The organism is Butyrivibrio sp. VCB2001 (assembly GCF_000423965.1).
Lineage (GTDB): Bacteria > Bacillota > Clostridia > Lachnospirales > Lachnospiraceae > Butyrivibrio.
This window is the reverse complement of record NZ_AUIZ01000013.1, coordinates 40,334-58,644: the sequence shown is the minus strand read 5'-3', so window position 1 is coordinate 58,644 and position 18,311 is coordinate 40,334. Positions and strand designations below refer to the sequence as shown.

Annotated in this window: 14 protein-coding genes and 1 riboswitch; of the genes, 1 reads left to right on the top strand and 13 read right to left on the bottom strand. The window is 38.3% G+C overall.

From position 1 onward, the window contains the following. Positions 1-54: 54 nt before the first annotated feature. A complete protein-coding gene (locus G589_RS0111995; protein WP_026522318.1) occupies positions 55-636 on the top strand; it encodes a hypothetical protein in 582 nt (193 codons plus the stop codon). Here the strand turns inward: G589_RS0111995 and G589_RS0111990 are convergent. From G589_RS0111990 to G589_RS0111930, 13 genes are all read right to left on the bottom strand, one after another. Next, on the bottom strand, positions 633-1,640 hold the full coding sequence (locus G589_RS0111990; protein ID WP_051192354.1) for a helix-turn-helix transcriptional regulator: 1,008 nt from the start codon (positions 1,638-1,640) through the stop codon (positions 633-635). The genes G589_RS0111995 and G589_RS0111990 overlap by 4 nt on opposite strands. Next, positions 1,606-4,173 (bottom strand): CFI-box-CTERM domain-containing protein, encoded by a 2,568-nt coding sequence (locus G589_RS21255; RefSeq protein WP_051192353.1) that lies wholly within the window; start codon positions 4,171-4,173, stop codon positions 1,606-1,608. The genes G589_RS0111990 and G589_RS21255 overlap by 35 nt, the downstream gene beginning before the upstream one ends. 1 nt (position 4,174) lies before the next feature. Continuing rightward, a complete protein-coding gene (locus G589_RS0111980) occupies positions 4,175-5,449 on the bottom strand; it encodes a dynamin family protein (protein WP_026522316.1) in 1,275 nt (424 codons plus the stop codon). Position 5,450: 1 nt separating this feature from the next. After that, positions 5,451-7,682 (bottom strand): dynamin family protein, encoded by a 2,232-nt coding sequence (locus tag G589_RS0111975; protein WP_026522315.1) that lies wholly within the window; start codon positions 7,680-7,682, stop codon positions 5,451-5,453. A 6-nt stretch (positions 7,683-7,688) separates the two neighbouring features. Beyond that, positions 7,689-9,365: a dynamin family protein gene (locus G589_RS0111970; RefSeq protein WP_026522314.1), complete on the bottom strand. Its 1,677-nt coding sequence runs from the start codon at positions 9,363-9,365 to the stop codon at positions 7,689-7,691. Positions 9,366-9,430: 65 nt separating this feature from the next. Further along, a riboswitch (cyclic di-GMP riboswitch) is annotated at positions 9,431-9,507 on the bottom strand. Positions 9,508-9,657: 150 nt separating this feature from the next. Then, complete coding sequence (locus G589_RS19835; protein ID WP_081669035.1) at positions 9,658-10,944, bottom strand: RtcB family protein; 1,287 nt, start codon at positions 10,942-10,944, stop codon at positions 9,658-9,660. Next, entirely contained in the window at positions 10,919-11,515 is a 597-nt protein-coding gene (locus G589_RS0111960; protein ID WP_022769186.1) for a hypothetical protein, read from the bottom strand. Before G589_RS0111960 ends, G589_RS19835 begins: the two co-directional genes overlap by 26 nt. Then, the gene (locus G589_RS19830) at positions 11,512-12,438 is read right to left on the bottom strand and encodes an ADP-ribosylglycohydrolase family protein (RefSeq protein ID WP_081669034.1); all 927 of its coding nucleotides are present in this window, start codon (positions 12,436-12,438) and stop codon (positions 11,512-11,514) included. The genes G589_RS0111960 and G589_RS19830 overlap by 4 nt, the downstream gene beginning before the upstream one ends. A gap of 140 nt (positions 12,439-12,578) precedes the next feature. Continuing rightward, on the bottom strand, positions 12,579-14,441 hold the full coding sequence (locus tag G589_RS0111950; protein WP_026522313.1) for a vWA domain-containing protein: 1,863 nt from the start codon (positions 14,439-14,441) through the stop codon (positions 12,579-12,581). Continuing rightward, positions 14,425-15,510, bottom strand: a complete 1,086-nt coding sequence (locus tag G589_RS0111945) for an AAA family ATPase (RefSeq protein WP_026522312.1) — start codon at positions 15,508-15,510, stop codon at positions 14,425-14,427. The genes G589_RS0111950 and G589_RS0111945 overlap by 17 nt, the downstream gene beginning before the upstream one ends. Continuing rightward, a complete protein-coding gene (prfH, locus tag G589_RS0111940) occupies positions 15,507-16,136 on the bottom strand; it encodes a peptide chain release factor H (RefSeq protein ID WP_026522311.1) in 630 nt (209 codons plus the stop codon). The genes G589_RS0111945 and prfH overlap by 4 nt, the downstream gene beginning before the upstream one ends. Then, positions 16,133-16,981, bottom strand: coding sequence for a hypothetical protein (locus G589_RS0111935; RefSeq protein WP_026522310.1), 849 nt, complete (start codon positions 16,979-16,981; stop codon positions 16,133-16,135). Before G589_RS0111935 ends, prfH begins: the two co-directional genes overlap by 4 nt. Then, positions 16,978-18,075 carry an RNA-splicing ligase RtcB gene (locus tag G589_RS0111930; protein WP_035776026.1) on the bottom strand — a complete coding sequence of 366 codons (1,098 nt, stop codon included), beginning with the start codon at positions 18,073-18,075 and terminating at the stop codon, positions 16,978-16,980. Before G589_RS0111930 ends, G589_RS0111935 begins: the two co-directional genes overlap by 4 nt. Positions 18,076-18,311 lie beyond the last annotated feature (236 nt).

Below are 18,311 nucleotides of genomic sequence, written 5' to 3'. Positions count from 1 at the left end.
ATATATCATCAGTCCAAGACGTATAATGTCCAGGTGAAAAAATATAATACAGATATGAAAAACAACAGCCAAATATCACAAAAAATAAGTAATACTCTGAGCGAAAAACTTGCTTCCGAGTATACTTTCTCCCGGAATGACTATGCCAGCGAGACAAATTCTTCGGAGATCATAAAACAGGCATACAAAAAAGCCTCTGATCTGTTTGATTCAGAATCAGAGACTTCAATTGTTTCTTTTACTTTGAATTATTACATGCAGCATATAGATGAAGCAATCGAGCTTTATACAGACGGTATGGATGACTATCAAGCCATATCAAAACTTCTTCAAGCTTATTCTAAAATAAATCTGTTTATGCGCGAAAGCAACGATTCTTTTGAATCTATGTTGGCAAAAGAATTATTGGATAACCATGATTATTACAGGCTTTTTCCAATTAGTTACTACAAAGAACTATATCATACATCTGGTCTTGATACAGCTTTGGAGGAACTTACACATGATGTAAATATCCGGGCTTTTACATATTATAATTCTGCTCACAATACTTACATGGAGTACCTTCCGGGATTAACAGAGATTATTGGGCCATTACTGTCGGAGGACGTAGAAAAAACGAAAAAAAACGATTAATTATACATTGAAAGCATATCTTCCAATATTTGTTTAAATTCCTCTCTCATCTCTTTAGGGCGAACAATCTCTATAGAACGTCCTTGGCTCAAAAGCCACATAATAATACCCTTGCCATATACTTCCGCCTCTATTAAACTCGATTCCCCATCTTCAGAAACAACCTTCGCTGTTGGCAATCTATCCAGTATTGCTTCTAGACTTCGTCCAGTATACTTAAACTGAAGACGCATCAGCTTGCCTGGAAACATGAACTGAACTTTTTTTCTAAACTCACCCTCTTCAAATCGATTGGAATAGATGATGGCAAACTTCTCTCCTATCTCGCGATAGTTTTTTATTCTATCAATGCGAAAAATAGCGGGATAATCATACTTCTTTATATACTCTCCATCATCATTTTTCTCTACAATAAAAGCATTAAGATAGAAATAATACTCAGAAAAAATGATGGCAAGTGGTTGAATGACACGAGTAACAACTTCTTTTGATGCAATCTGCTTTGCATAGGTTATTTCGAGAAGATTGGTCTGCTTTATTTCTTCTCCAAGTGCCCATAGCTTATCTTTGACAGTAGATTTATGATGCAACTCTACATAATGATATTTTTCATTGGAAACAAGATCAGAAACGAGCTTTATGTTCTTTTGTGGTACACACCCCGATATAAGCTTATCTAGGATGACGCTGATTTCCTTTTTGGTAAAAGCCCTGCTTTCAAGAAGAATCTTACTCACCGCAAGTATCTCGTCGTTTGACATAAGAGATCCATCAGAACCAGTCATGACAAAACCTTCTTTAGAGCGGTCGTAAACAATTTCGCGTACGCCTTTTGACTCACCAGCATGATCAGCAAGATATTCTCGGATTCCATTTAAATCGCGCTGAATAGAACGCTCATCGACACCGAATCGGAGAGCTTCTTCATGTTTGTTCAGGACTTTCCCCTCACATAAACGAACGTACATGTCAAGGGTTCTTAGATTTTTTGCTTCTTTGTCCATCATTTTTCTCCATATTGATGCCATAATGCTCACTAATTGTATCAACAACTCTAATAGAGTATGTCTCGCAAAGCGTTTTTACCATATTTATATATAGCCACTTTGCTTCATCCCATTTCTGTTCATTAATTAATTGACAACTAGGCGCTATATAATCTTCCCATAGCTCTAGATATAAAGCTTTTGGATTCCAGTCTCTATCTATACACTTAATAATCTCTGGGCCAATCCTGTAGTATTCTTCAACCAATGATTTTCCCATTCTATCCTTCGCTAAAATATGTGTATCTCTAAACCATCGTAGTACGTTCAATTGTTGACAATCCTTGCTTTCATTAAGAGCAAGGCAGGCAGCTGTTGTAATAAAGCAAAAACTACTAGATGAACTTGTCGTCGTAGATTCCGCCTTATATGTTTTATCAGCAGAATATGATTTGATATGACTAGTACCTGAAGTGTCAGTATTGAGTAATTCTTTTATTTTTGCAATTTGTGATTTAGAATCCCTATACGATGGAGCACAGTTCGAATAATGCTTCAACGCCTGTTTTAAATCCTTTGCTACGCCATTTCCGTATTGGTACATTTTAGCACATTGATACTGCGCCTCGAAATCTTTTAAATTCTTTAAATACTCATAAGCCCTTAAATAATCATTCAGCTTAAGATACATTAACCCCAGCCTAAGTTCAAACAGCGGTTTATCATCCTCGCTATTACTTACCTTCCTAAGATATCCATATAAACGTATAACGTTGCATATTTTTTGTTTATTAGTTTCTTTCTCCATTTCCTGCCACGTGATTTCACGGCAATCAGAAAACAGCATCTCAGCAACCATCTTTATAGCGCCGTAATGTTCATTAGACGCAGCCATTTTGAGATTTGTAAGCCCCTTGCGTGGGTGCGCTATAACATTTTCGCTTCCCACTATAAAATTTGCCTCTGGAACAAGATTCTCAGCCAATTCTTCTATGTCAACACCAACGCTATCATCTTTTTGGGCCAACTTTATTAGTTCTTCGCCCGCTTTTGGATAATCATATTCCAGTGCCTTATCCAGATAAAATTTAGCTGATAAATAGTTTTTTTCATCAATCTCTCTTTTGGCTAAAAAGAAATACTCTTTTCCCAAATCATAGTGTCCATCTACATATCTCACAAGGTCCTTTAAATCTTTGTAGTTAAGTTTCAACTGATTAGATAAATCAATTTTTATTTTTGCAATTTCCCATGAAGGTTCTAATACTTCTAATAATATACTTTTACATTTAGAGGATATTTCTCCTCCCTTTTTTACGTTTAAATATTCATCAAAAATCTCAATAAAAGGATAATTGGCACGTTTCAAACGGAATACACATTTTTTTGCTTCGTTGTAATTCTCAGCCCTAATAGATTTAAAAAAAACACATAAGAGTGTAGAGATATAATCATTTGCATCAATACCTTCACCCAAATCATGCATTAGAGCATCTGAAAACAATCTCTCATATTCTGAAGTCAGACATACAATATTATTCATTAATTCTGTCAATGTATTTTTGCCGCGTTCCAAATCTTTTTTGCTATCAACAGCCTTCTTTCTATACTCAGATACTTGACCTTTAACTTTTACATCATTCAGCATAAATGAATCTTTAGTCAGACGTTCAATTAAGCCAGTAACTCTCTTGATCGAATCATGATAGTAAATCTGAGCATCCATTAAGATTTCTAGCATCTGGCTTTCAATATTGAAATTGATTACTTTTGTATTCTGCTGATTCAATAAGTTATAAATATCATCATATTCAAAAGATTCAAAACGGTCATATAACAAACTATTAGTTTTGATCAAAGCACTCTTATCTTGGCATAATAAAAACCTTTCTCCCAAAAGAGTCCTATTACTACTTCTTTCCCATTTTTTATCAGGATCTATTAACAAATATTCTTTTAATCCATTTCCCATCAACCCTTCACAGATATCATTATTGTCTTCGGTATACCCAGGGACAAGCATGAAATTTAGTTCTTCATATTTGTAAGGTGCATAAACTAAAAAACCTTTTACGAGTTTTCTGATTTCAATGTTCTGTTTGAATAGCTCTTTTGTAATGCAAAAGTATTCATTCCTATTGATATGTACAAGCTTATTCATGTATGTCAAAACCCATAACCCGCTGTTACTTTTCTGACCATTTACAATGATGATGGGAACATTATTGTTGTGTTTTATCCATGAACAGTTTGGTAATACTTTGCTCATTATTATCTTTTCTATATAATATGAGTCACCACGCACCACAAAAAGATGCTTTTCAGCTAATTCTGGAATCGCATTGAAGATTCTATACTTCTTTAGTAGTTCATCTAGTTTTCTGATAATGTCTGAATTTGCGGTATATGATCCTTGATCAAGTCCATCCGCCAGGTCCTCATGGATGTAATCATAAAGTTGATTATATTTTGCCTCTAATAAAGACGCCTCATTTTCTTCTTCATTCATAAGCTTTGCAATAACATCTAAATATCGCTTTGCATCATCCATATTATTCCCCTAAATACTGTTCTTTCAACAAATTTTTAATCTTTCTTATCGTCCTGTTATATTCAGTTCGACATTGTTTCATGCTCCTTAGAGACTCCATAGAATCCCCATACAAATCAACCAATGATTTTATTTCCAAAATATTATCGGACCTATAGATAATATCGCATAACGCATTTCGTTCTTTAGTTTTGTGTTCAATTTTACTTTTCAATTCCGCTGAAATTCCATCTGAAATATCTTCAATTCTTGCTATAATGTCGTCCTTTTTTATGGGGTTGTTCAAAGCATACTCAAAAAAGCCACTAATAACTCCTTTATCATGCCATTCCTGACCATTTCGTGAAGAATATGCAGTTACATCATATAAGTTAATGCCTGCGCCAATAGCACTGTTTTTTATTTCGTCCAAAATTGAAGCTATTTCATTTTCACTCTTTTTATCAGACTTATTAGCAACAATAAGAATTGGCGTCCTAACCCCGACTTTTAGAATGAAATCTATATCCGTCGTAACTAAGGTTCCGTTTTCTATATCTACAAGCCAAATCAAATAATCTACGCTTCTTAATTGTTCATAAGCTCGATTTTTATCAGACAGTTCTCGTTGTGTTCTTCCCTTTCCAATCTCATCTGCTTTGCTATATCCTGGAGTATCTAAAAAGGCTAACTCCTTGTATGGGAGATCAGGGTTTACAATTACAAGACTATCGATAAAGGAAGAAAAACCAATATGATATTCTTTGAAAAACTTGTGCGTTAAAGCTTGCATTTCTTCTATACTAAGTAGAACTTCATTATCATCTCTTGTAAATGCTTTTATTTCTTCATTCTCTCCATAAATCATATATGTTGGAATAGAAGTGGTCGGGTTTTGATCTTCCGGCAAGAATTCCTCTCCCGATTTCAGTAACGAATTAATAAACTTTGATTTTCCAGCACTAAACTTTCCTCCAATGCCTATCGTCGCCTTATTCCTTAATATAGTATATTTTTTTTGCTCCATGAGTTTATCGCTTAATTTTGCCAATTCGATCTGAATCTGGGCTTCGTTAGCCATTTGGATTTTCTTTAAAGAAGACAAAAAGGCATCATCTATCATATTATCCAATCTATCTATTCTACTTAATTGATAATATCTGCCTTTTTTAATTTCTAGCACTTTAGAAATCAGCTTTAACGCATTCTCTTTATTTGATAGTATTTTATTATCTTCATAGTCATTAACATCCCCATTAAGAACGTTTTCTACGACAACATCATCAAACAATCCCATTCTATAACTCCATGTCCTTTACTGCTGCTTTGTATTCTATTATCATGTTGCATAATGTTTCGTATTGCCTGATAGCATTCTCCTTATTATCAATTTGTGTTCTAAGTGTCTCAATATTATCTGTCAATAATCGAATTATATTATCCACGAAAGTAGCTGCTTGCTCTGACATCAAATTTTCAACTTTCTGTTGGCATTTATCAATTTCTTGCTTCACGCGTTCAGAAATTTTAGATAAAGCCTTATTTTCAAGAAGTTGTAATTCATGTATTGTCTCGTTTGTAACAGAAGCACCAGAAAATGCGTCTATAATAATAGGTTCAAATTCAGAGACCTCAATTTCAATTTGAGGAATCTGGATTTTTTTAATAACTATTTCTAATGGAATAAGTACATCGTTTTCGTTAAAGTCCTTATCCCCAAGTTCAAAAGCACCAATTACCGTTGTTTTAACTTCCTCTTTAAGAGTATTGATATTGATTATTTTCTCGAATTCACTATTTGACAGTTCTTTACATCTGCTAATATATTGTCGAAGGTTAGTAATGACATCAGATATATTTGCGTGATAAGTTGTAATCTCTTGTGTATATCTTCCTTTCATGACTCCCAAAAAACCATAACTATATGTGCCTTCCTCAGTATGTACTTTTGTTTCTACATCAAAGCCAATATAATTATCAATTTCTTTTTCTATTGACACTTTTAACCCAGTTAAAAACTTTTCTGCGTCAACAGCGCTTCTTTCAAAAATATTCTTTATTTCCCTTCTCATAGTATTTAGTTTTGTCTGCAAGGCCTTTAGTTTTTTCTCCAACTGATCTTTGTCGTAATTCCTCAAATCCTCCTGGTTCTGTAATGCTTGAATATTTATATCTTCCAAAATTTTTAGCAATGCATTTTTCCCATTAGCAACAATGTTTGCATTCTTCTGTTCAATTATTGCCTGTTTATCATCTTTTATTCTCTTTAATTTGTTTTGTTTTATTTCCAATATCCCAGATAACGATAAAAGAGTGCTCTCATCATCAACAAAATCAGAGAATTGCTCTCTAAGTCTATTTACTATATGTGCCTCGAGCTCAGAATAACCCTGTTTTGTTTTCTTCTTTACAGCACAAGAAAACAAAACAGAAGAAACAAAACATGGTGGTAATGATTCCTTAATTTTAATAACAGTCTCATTTCTATATCCCCCATTTATACATCTATTAATATTATTTTCTGCTTGCTCTCTATAGATTCTTGCTGATGATTTTGCCGCCATTCGATAATCTGTTGACTTATTATCATCTAAAATCCCCGAGTCAAATTTGCTTCCGACAATTATGATGTTCTCCACTCCTTCGTTCGGTAAAGTCTCACACATGAACGAAATGTCATCTTGTGTCAGGAACTCTCCACAATAACTCAGCAAGAAAACAACATCACAATCTCGTAGAAATGTTTTTGTCTTTTCACTTCTACTTACAATTGGGTCATTTAATCCAGGCGTATCAACTATTTCTATATCCTTAAGCACTTCATTATTCATTTCCAATTCAACATGCTTCACAATAGGAGTGTATTTTCCATCTACTCCAATATAATCCTGAAGCTCCTGTTGCATATTTCTTATTTCAATTGTAGGCTCTTTGCCTAAAAGTTCATTGATGCCTATTTTTTTACTCTCAGCCATTACTACAAGTTCTTTGCATGCTTTTTGCTTTAACGGAATACGTTTATCAAATGATATCTTCATCTCCTCTTTTGTTTTCGGAGGTTGATAATTATAGAATCCAACATTTTCCATGCTATTCATTTGCAGCCGAGCTTGCTGTTCTTCATGCTTTTTACAATAATCCACATACATTGCTTCAAATGATTCATCATATTCATGAGACAACATTTTTATTTTTTCCCATTCGTTTTCACTGTAAAAAACAATTTTCGCAGATTGAGTCTCTGAATATGTAATCTTTGTCAGTGCTGCTGTCATTGGCGTACTTGCTTTAGGCAATATGTCCTCTCCATCAAAAAGCAACGCATTAAGAAAAGATGATTTCCCAGCCTTTACCTCACCAACTATTCCTATTTTTAGCAGCCGTCCCTTCCGCCTTGATTCCTCTATTTGCGAAGCTATACCTGTTATTCTATCTTCAAATTCATAATAATAATCTTGAGTGTAAAACCCCTTAAACTCCCTTAGTCCTGATAACAATCTCTCTGATAATTCACTATTCATTTCACCCATGGTAACCTACTTTCGTAACGCAGCAATATCAGCATCTATTTCAGCGACAAATGATTCATAATCTGCTATCGATTCTTCTTTTCTCTTTTTTGCAATTTCAAGCGCTTCATTCTCTATTTCCAATATCTCTTCTATATTAGAGCTAATACTCTCAATCATTGCATCCTCAACATCGGATAGAGAGCTATCTAACTCTACACGAATCTTGGCAATAACCTGAGGGATAATCTTTTTTTGAATTGCATCAACAAGCTGCTGTTCTTCAGTATTCCCGGTTAATGTTCCCAAGAATTTTAGTATATCCGGCAAAAATACAATAATTAATTCAAGTGGTGGAGCTACGACCTCTGTGGTGATAGCCAACAATGATGTTATTGTTTTGTAGGCAGCTTTAACCTTACGCCTGGTCTCGTCATCTCCTACGCTTGAATCTATATTTGTACACAGCAAATTTTGAGCCTCATTAAGAGATACTATCTTGTTGTATACATTATTAACGATTTCCGCAATCTCTTCTGAATTCTTAACATTTTCAAGCGAGCTATAATTTAGATGCTTAATAAAATCATCGCAGGCTACTGCAGAATATCCCTCTACTTCAGTTATCAGTATGGGACGAATTATTTCAATTATTCTCTGTTGAAATAATTCTACCCCTCCTTTATATGCATCTGCCAAAATAGGAGCATTTACCATAAGTTGACTATGCATCTTACTAAGAATTTTCTCTTTTACCTCATTGTGGAGCTTAATACTTAGCCTTTTTTTCTGTGACGCTATTTGCTCAAGAAGTTTCTCTTTTGCATATTCTCTATTACGAATCTCTTCATCTATCTCATATGTGTCACATTTTTGTTTTTCCTTCAAAAGACGTAGCGAAGCTAATAAAGAATCCAATAATGTCTGTAGCCTCGCAGTAACATATTGTTCATACATTTTACGTGAATCAAAACTTTGTATTACTGATTTGATTTGACTCGTCACTTCAGGATCATGAATTGACGTACAAACGACATTGAATTCAACTCCGCAGAACCCAAGTAGCAATTCCTCAATGTGATTTTTAATGTCTTGAACTTCTTGTGGTGTTTTTTTATCACACTTATTAATTATTACCGAAATATTTGTGCTATACCTCATAGCCTCATTCAAAAAGTCTAAAGCACTATCTGAAATTGTCCCTTTTTCACAATCTATAACCAGAATGAATGCTGTTCCCCTGTCGATGTACTGCATAAGCGCTTTATTATGCGCTTCGATTCCAGAATCAAATCCTGGAGTATCAACAATAACATATTCATTCTGTGTCCTTATGTTTTCGCTATTGATATAGTATTTTATGTTTCTGGTCTTTGAGACATCTACGCTATCCGGCGACGAAATCTCCTCTACTGTGCCATCAATATTATTGGCAAGTATTTTTTCATCTACAGAATAATATAGTTCGGTAGCAACATTTGTTTCTGGTCCTTGATTCTCTACAAGTACATCCTTTCCAATAAACTTGTTTAGTAACGCTGATTTTCCAGCACTATATCCTCCAATCAGAAGAATATGCGCTTTATAATTTTCATTAATTTTTTCAAATTGCTTAAGACCAGTTACAATGTCGTCAAAACCATATTTTTCTGCCACCATCAACGCTAATTTTGCTTTATTTGCATTTGTTTGCCTATCAAGCATATTTCTTCCTCCTAATCTCCATTGTCAACCAAAAAAGCACCGCCATTCCTGACGATGCAAAATTCTTTAACAACTGGCTACCATGTTAAAGGCCCTAATAGTTTTACGTCACAGTCTTTCGGCTGCTTTGCCAAGAATTCCTATAAAATAATATTAGTGAGACGGACAAAATGTGTCAATGTTAACAAGCCTGCAAATCCGCATCTTTACAGTAAAAACACTCTTTTTTAATGAGGTGTTTATAAATTGTTGCGCTCGCTTTTTTAAATCAATTTGAACGCATTAGCAAACATTACTCGTCATTAGAACTTTCGTTTTCACTTTCCTTCTCAATCTGTCTTGTAGTCTTCTTGACTGTAGTACTGTTAGCCTTGAAGTTATATACCGGCTTTATGATCTTCACAATATCAGCTGTAGGCTCAATATTATCAACTATATCTCCCATTCCCTTATAAGCAAATGGACTCTCGTCCAGCGTTGAATGATTAACGCATGTAGTGTAGATTCCAGCATCACTCATAGCCTTCTCGAACTCTTCTACTGTGAATCTATTGAAAGCCTCTGTCCTAGAGAACCTTCTTCCAGCACCATGAGGAGCTGACTGATTCCAATCATCATTGCCCTTTCCGACACAAATCAGAGAGCCATCTCTCATATTGATGGGAATAATGAGCCTTTCATCCTTCTTCGCTGAAACAGCGCCCTTTCTTACTATGTTACTATCATGATCAATATAGTTATGAACTGTAGTGAACTCTCCAAGAGGCTTGAATCCATAGTTATCAATGATCATCCTAGCAATCATGTGCCTGTTCTCATCAGCAAATTCCTGGCAAATCTTCATATCATATAAATAGTCCTGACTGTACTTTCCATGCAAGAAGCATAGGTCAAGCGGAAGATCCGGAGTGGTCTGTCTAAAGTTACGGTGAAGTTCCTTGATCACTTCCTGAATTTCTGATCTTCTACCTGCAGCCTTATACTCTCTCTTAATCCTGTCCTCTTCATCCCAAAGTGCTTCCTTGCCAGTGTGGAGGCCAACCGCCATCTTCTGATAGATCTCGCAGACTCTTGTTCCCAGCATTCTGCTTCCGGTATGGATTACAAGGTAATGGTTTCCATCATCATCCCTGTCAATCTCGATGAAATGATTTCCACCGCCAAGTGAGCCAATAGCTCTTTCCATCTTCTTAGTGTCCTGAAGCTCACGGTAGCACTTCATCTCCTGAAGCTTGGGAAATCTCATAAGACGTCCTTCATTAACTTCTCTTCCGGAAGGAACATATTGCCTTATAACCTTATCAAGCCTGTCAAAGTCGATGGCTTCCTTGCCAAGTTCTACTGTCAACATTCCGCAGCCAATATCAACTCCTACCACATTGGGAATGATCTTGTCTCCCAAATCAGCTGTAAAACCAATGACACAACTCTTTCCGGCATGGCAGTCAGGCATGATTCTTACCTTTGAATCACGGAATGGTTCCTGATCCAGTAAGTCTCTTATCTGCTCAACACAAACATCTTCGCAGTTATCTGTGAAGACCTTTGCGGTATTATACTTTCCTGTTATCTCCTTCATCCTTATCACCTTTTACCCATAATAAAATGCTTTCAAGTTCATCAAAGTCGTACTCTGTCTGATTGGAGTTTTCCTCTGCCTCTTCACTCTGGTCTTCGGTATCCTCTTCTTCGTACAACTTTTTCAGTTCATCATCTGCAGTAGAATATCCCATCACTACTGCTATCATCGAATCTGCATATTTTGCTATGATATTTGGTACGCTAAATACAGCAATATCAAGCATCTCATCCGTAAGAACTGCATCTCCTTCCAATGCCAGACTCCTTATGTAGCGAACTTCATCTTTGCATAACTGCCACATACCACGGAACATATTGCAGTTAATTCCAAACAAAAGAGATTCCAATTCTTTCTTGGTTTCTGGCTTAGCTTTTATGTTTGGATATCCCACAATCTGGCAATCATCTCCGTCTGAATCAACAAGGATTAGGCAATCCGCCTTCTGAACGATCTCGTTATCTATGCAGAAACCATAGTCAAAACGCATTAGTTCTTCATTGTAATCATATTTCAATTCTTCCTTGTCAAAGTATTCAGCTATCCTATTTATAACATCACTTGCGTTCATTCCAGATTCCTTCCTAATCCTAATTCCTTCAAGTACTCTAAAGGATTGAATTTACTATACTCAAACTCAACCGGTGGCTCTTGGAAATCAGGGTTTTTCTTCTTAACAACTACTTTGTTATAGAACTCAAAGTCTCTTGGCTTTAGCTCATGCTGATTTGCAATATTTTCAATCACACCCACTCTCATATGATTTGGGATCTTATATACAACTTCTGCAAGAGCACCTGCCATGCATGCTATTGTGTCGCTATCTCCACCTAGAGAGATAGCATTGAGAATGACTTCCTCATATGACTCGCCTTCCAGGAAGGCAATAATTGCTTCTGGAACAGATTTTTGACATGAAACCTCAAATCTATAGTTCTTTTTGATGGCATCAAGCTTTCTGTCCAGGTCATAGTCAAATGTTTCTGAGATATATGCCTTCACTTCCTCCTTGGTTTTACCACTCCTAAGAAGATATATTCCTGCCGCTATTGCCTGAGCACCTTTTATTCCCTCTGGGTGATTATGAGTAGGCTCAGCTGTTATCCTTGCTATGTTAAGAGTATCTTCCAGGGAATCAAACATCCATCCAACTGGTGATACTCTCATACCAGAGCCATTACCATAACTTCCATAGGGTTTTCTGTTTGGATCAACCAGCCATTTTCTAAAACGCCCGCCATAACCCTTACGTGAATATGCGTTACCATAAGCAACCATTACTTCTTCGCATTTATCATAAAAATGCTTTTCATAATCTTTGGTCTTGCTAATAAGCTCGTCGTAGCATATCAAAAGTGCTTTAGATATAGCTATTGTCATTATGCTGTCGTCTGTTGGGGTGCTGAATCTGCTCAGCTTTATCTTGCTTTTGTCTTTTTCATTGTCAAATTCATATATGCTCCCGTATACATCACCGATAATAGCTCCTAACATTCTTCTCTCCTCTTTAAGCGCGTTGTCAGTTCCTTATGATTCTATTATACAGAACAGCAAAGACACTATATGTCTACCATATTCTTGCCTACTTGCCGAGTCTTAGGCTACATCGGGCATTAAAGCTCATCATACCATTTTTACATATAGAAAACTTCGCCCTTTGCCTTGAAAGGAAGCCTGCACCCAACAGGCATGATATATGCATGTTCCCTCTTTATATCAAGGTGCTGGTCAATCTCGCCATCTGTGATAATGAGGATTGGACCATCCTTTGGAAAATCCTTTGCGTTCTGAAGCATGTCAATTGCAGGTTGAAGCCTGGTGCCACCTCTTCCAATAACCTTTACTCTTCCAGCGATATCATCCGGTGTCATATAACCAGCGTCATAAGCATCCGCATCACAGAATATTACTCTTGCTGCAGAAACATCTCTTGCTGCAGAATAGCTTGCCACTGCACCCAGGGCCTTACCGATATCTGAAGGTGCCATAGAACCTGAAGTGTCGATGATTACCCCAAAAGTTCTTGATGCTTCCTGGCTCTCTGTAACAACGTATCTTGCTCTTGGAATATCAGGTGTACAGCTCTGTCTTCTGCTTGGATGAGCATAACTTCTGTGCTTCTCAAGAGGTCTGATATGTGCGTTGAACCATTCTGAAAGCTTTACATCCCAAGGTACAGGAGGCACAGCAAGCGCTCTTATCTCCTCGACAAGGCCAGCTGGGATGAAACCTCTGCCGCGTTTACCTGTCTCGTACTCAAGCCCCTGAGTAAGTGAATTCCTGTAAAACTCATCAAGAGACACTCCTCTTCCCGAGCCATCAAACATACTTGGAACTCTTCTGCCCATGATGTCACCTTGGCCATTGCCTCTGAAGGTGTTCATCTTCATATAAGTCCTCATATCCTGGCATATCATATCGTAGATTTCTTCAGCAGACTTATTCTTAAGCGCAGGATCATACAGTACGCCTTCAGGCATAACTCCTATCTGCATTTCAAAAAGCCAGCCATTGATCACATAGTCTGTAGCAATGTTCCAAAGATATGGATCCCTTCCGGCAGATCTTCTGTGATGGAGCAGAGCTGCATGAAGAAACTCATGTGCCATGACAAATCTCCACTCCTCCTCTGACATGTTCTTGGATGTATTGATGTAGATGATTCCTTCATAAGCATCCACTGCAGCTATGCTGATGTCATACTTCCTGCATTCCTCGATATCATCAACCACCTTGAATGATGCTGCAATAGCTCCAAGAAGTGGAAATGCATTTATAAACCAGCTGGCTATGCCTCTTCCAAAAGAGTTCTCCTCCTCATGATCAGAAACATAGTCGATTGCGTTTGATACGGATTTTGCAAGATAATATGCAAAATCACTGGCAAACTCATTCTTTTCCTGTCTGCCCCATCTGTCGATTCCGTACTCAATTGGCTTATCAAGGCCAATCATGTCCATAGAATCAAGGTCTCCTACGCCATAGATATTATTGTTTTCATCCCAGTGTTCTCTTACAAGATAGTCGTAAATCTTGTACTCATCTTCCATGATACTGAAAGGGATTGTTCCTACCGGTGACTGATTAAAAGGCTCTCCGAACTTGATGTCATGAAGAAATCTATCTACGTAGATATCGCAGGCAATATTCCAAAGCTTCGGATTAAAACTTGCTTTCTTAATCTTCTTTCCCGATGCATCCTCCACCATATATCCTGGTACCTTATCAAGGTCATAGTGTCCAAAGCAGTTGTGAAGAATGCAGTGAGCTATAGCGAAAGCCCACTGCTTTGGTGCAAGGCTGATTTGCTTGTTTACAAGGATTGTGCCATCTGCTTTTGAACATGCGGGTGTCTTTTTCCCAATCTCACCCTTCCCTGCCATCTCAAGGTAATAGGCTGCAAAATGGCTGAAAACCTCATTTTCATATACAAGGTCTATTCCCTTTCTAAGCTGGACAAGATTTGGGTCTTCTCTTTCCTTATGCTGTTTTCCCATCCTTTTTCTTCTCCTGTGCTACGAGTCTGGGAAGGTCTCTTACAATCTCGATCATGAACCACTCAGGAAGTACCTTTCCGTCATCAGCAGATACTACCATCTGTGCAAGCTCGTAGTTGAGCTGTGCAAGTTCCTTTAAAAGAGACTTTGCTCTGTGTGCAAAGTACTGGTTCTTCTTGTCAATCTCAGCCTTCTTCTCAGGAAGGTCATGAAGAAGTCTTGCTCTGAAAGACTGTGCGAGGAAGTAGAGAACATCTCTGTCCTCAGGCTTCTCAGGCCATCTTGCGTCTCCCTTGATGATGTCTTCAAGAAGGTACTTATTATCAAGCTGCTTTACGAATGCAGCGAACATTCCAGCATGGCTGGCTGTAATGCTTCCGTAAGCAAGCATTCTGATAGTCTCGATTGAGATCTCTTTTTCCCCAGCTCCAAATTCCTTAAGTACATCGCTCAGCATATGCCATGATCTTGGTGTGGAGAATGGCTCTTCTGTCTTTGGAGGCTCAGAGAAAAGGTGATCAGGTCTCTGGCTGATATAATCAGTTACCCAGCTGTGGATACCATTTCCATAAGCCCATGTGAGCCAGCTCTTTACGTCAGGCTTGAGCTGAACATGAAACATTCTGTTAATAAGTGCGCTGGACATTGTCTTGACTATTGCTGCATCCTGTGTTCGGTTTCCTGCGCCGATGACAATGCTACCCTCAGGAAGGTGGTATTCACCAATCCTTCTCTCATAGATAAGGCTGTAAAAGGCTTTCTGTACCTCCTGTGAGCATGCATTGAGCTCATCAAGGAAAAGAACATATGGCTCTTTTCTTGCAATCATCTTTGGAGGGAGAAACTCTGATGTCTCTCCTCTGATCTGAGGAATACCGATAATATCCTCAGGTGCAAGCTGGCTTCCAAGAAGCGAAACGCACTCAAGTCCAACTTCCATAGAGAATTCCTCTACAAGAGCAGACTTGCCGATTCCTGGTGCTCCCCAGATAAAAACGGGTCTTGCTGGTGCAATATTAAGCAGAATATCCAGTAATTCTTCCTGGTTTACTGTTACTGGTAGATTCATAAATCTTCGTTCTCCTCTTCTTCCTTTACGAAGGTAAGCTTAAAGTTCTCGCCTTCGTAAATGCGCACGGGATTGCCACGAACAATCTGGGCATGTTTACTCCACGCGCTGTTTTTCTGTTTATCCTTACTATCTACGTTTGTCTGTTTAAGAACTGCAGAAAGCTTCTTCAGTGCGTCCTGCTTGTTCATGAACTGACTTCTTTCCTTGGTGGAGGACACTGTAATGCCTGTAGGAAGATGGATAATCCTAACTCCAGACTCTGTCTTGTTGACATGCTGTCCGCCTGGTCCTCCACTGTGGAACTTTTCGGTTCTTATCTTGTCTTCCGTAATCTTCTCATCCACTTCATCAGGTTCTTCGATGATGCTTACGTCCACAAACCAGTTCTTTCTCTTGTGCCCCGGTCTGTAACCGCTCTTGCATACCCATTGCATTGTGCCTTCAAGGGCGGACAAGTCCTGTTCTGAAGTAAAAATAATTGATGAATAGGCTCCTTCTACCTCTCCTTTCACGCCTGTAATCATCTCTATATCCGGAAATTCCTTTTGTAATGCTCTGAAAATGCCGCCTACAGCTGCTCTACATTCGACTGGGCCCATTCCAGAACTGATCTGTAATATCATGTATCTACTACCTCTTTCTTTGTCTTTTTCTTCTTTGCAACCCTGATATTCCTGAGGTCGCTCTTGGTCTTGGTTGTATCGTGTTCATTTACTACGAGCTTTTTCTTTTTCTCGTCAAACTTCTTCTCACTACGGATCTTTTCCATATATGCCTTCATAGCCGGAACCAGTGATGTATCGTAAAACATAAATCCATAGCAGTACTTTTCGTTATAGCTGCCTCCATGCCTTGTCGCGGGCTCATACGTAAGAAATGTTTCATACGGTGGATAATCCTGGCACTTCACAAATTCATTTTCCAGTGGTCTGTCTGCCATCTTTCTGAGTGTTCCGTAACCTGAAAGATAAGCCTGTCCATCAAGAGCTGTGAACCATGTGTCAAATGCATCCTTCTCATATCCAACGCATGTTCTTTCTCTTACTTTGTAGTGCCAGAAGTCCTGGTCCTCTACCTCCTTTGCATGGGCATCAATTCTTTTTCTGTCATAATCGAAGGTATAAGTCTGTGGTGTCATCTTTCTGATGATCTGTCTGTATTCCTTCCAGTCACTAACATGAAGACCGCTCTTGTATGTAGTGAACACGACATCATGCTTGTAGTTAAGAAAATCCTCTTCGTTAAGCTCGTTTCCCTTAATGGGGAAATAGATTATCTTGTTGTGATCATATGTAAGCACTGCACATGCATATAAAAGTGCATATAAAGCTTCCCGGTCACCGATAAGCTCTTTTCCCCATTCACCGCCAACAGCGTTCCAGTGAATACCAGAGGTATTTCTCGGAATAAGTATCGTATGCTCGGCATTTCGCAGCCTGATATGATACTTATCGAACTTTATTTTCAAGCATTGCCTCCTTTGTAGTTATAAACCGGCTTAAGGAGCTTTGTGATCTCAACAGTCTCCTTTACAGCCTCTTTGATGTAATCAATATCCCTGTAGGCAAAGGGTGCCTCATCCAATGTGTCCTTGCTGATGCAGCTTGTGTAAATTCCCTTCATGGAAGCCTTAAACTCAGACACTGTGTGGCTGGTTGTAACCTTCTCTCTGGATGAGATTCTGCCTGCCCCATGAGGTGCTGAGCTGTTCCACTCATCATTGCCTCTGCCGATTCCAAGGATTACGCCATCTCTCATGTTTATTGGTATGATCACCTCCTGATTCTCCTTAGCGGAGATGGCACCTTTTCTAAGGATAGCTGCTCCATTTGTCTGCTCAATGTAGTTATGGATGCAGCTCTTTTCATCTGTTACCTTCCACTTCATTCCCTTGCAGATTTCCTTCATAATGATGTGACGATTGAGCTCAGCGTATTCCTGAACAACCTGGATATCATGAAGATAGTCTGAAAGAAGCTCATCTGTAAGGTAAGTAAGTTCATATGGAACATCATCTTTTCCGTGCTCCATTAAATACTTGTGTCCTTTGTCCATGTAATACTCTGCAACTTCCTTGCCAAGGTGACGGCTGCCACTGTGAATGATCAGATATCCCTCTCCATTCTCGTCTGCATCGAGCTCAATAAAGTGATTACCTCCGCCAAGAGTTCCGATACTGAGCATTGCCTTATCATCTCTGATGTGCTTAAAGCAGGATAGTCTCTCAAGGTCAAAATCTGCTGCATCCCTGTGAACAGTGTTTCTTACCTTGAATCCAACCGGAACGTTGTCTCTGATGACTGTGTCGAGCTTCTGGAAATCCTTTCTGATCTTTCCAATCTTTACCATGCTCATACCACAGCCAATGTCGATTCCGATAAGTGCAGGAAGAACTGCGTCTGTCACTGTCATTGTGAGCCCGATAGGTCCAACCTTTCCAGGGTGAACGTCAGGCATTACACGGATCTTGCTACCCTTTGTAGCTTCGATGTCGCTGATCATCTGTACCTGAGCAATTGCATACTGGTCAACATTTCCATCAGCGACATTCCCCATGCACATGATCATGGCATCTGAATATTTTCCTTTTACTGGTATCAAAATAAAACCTCCGTTGCAGGTGCCTGTGTAAATGAGTACACAAAAAACACCTCTAATCCTCAGAGGCCTAATGTCTTGTCCCTATACCAGTCCTTTTTCTTTGTGTGAAATAGTTTTAGAAATAAAGACGGCGGACAATCATGCCCCTGTTGTCTATTGTTGCTATGTTGTTAGTTTTCATCGTGTGTTTCATGATC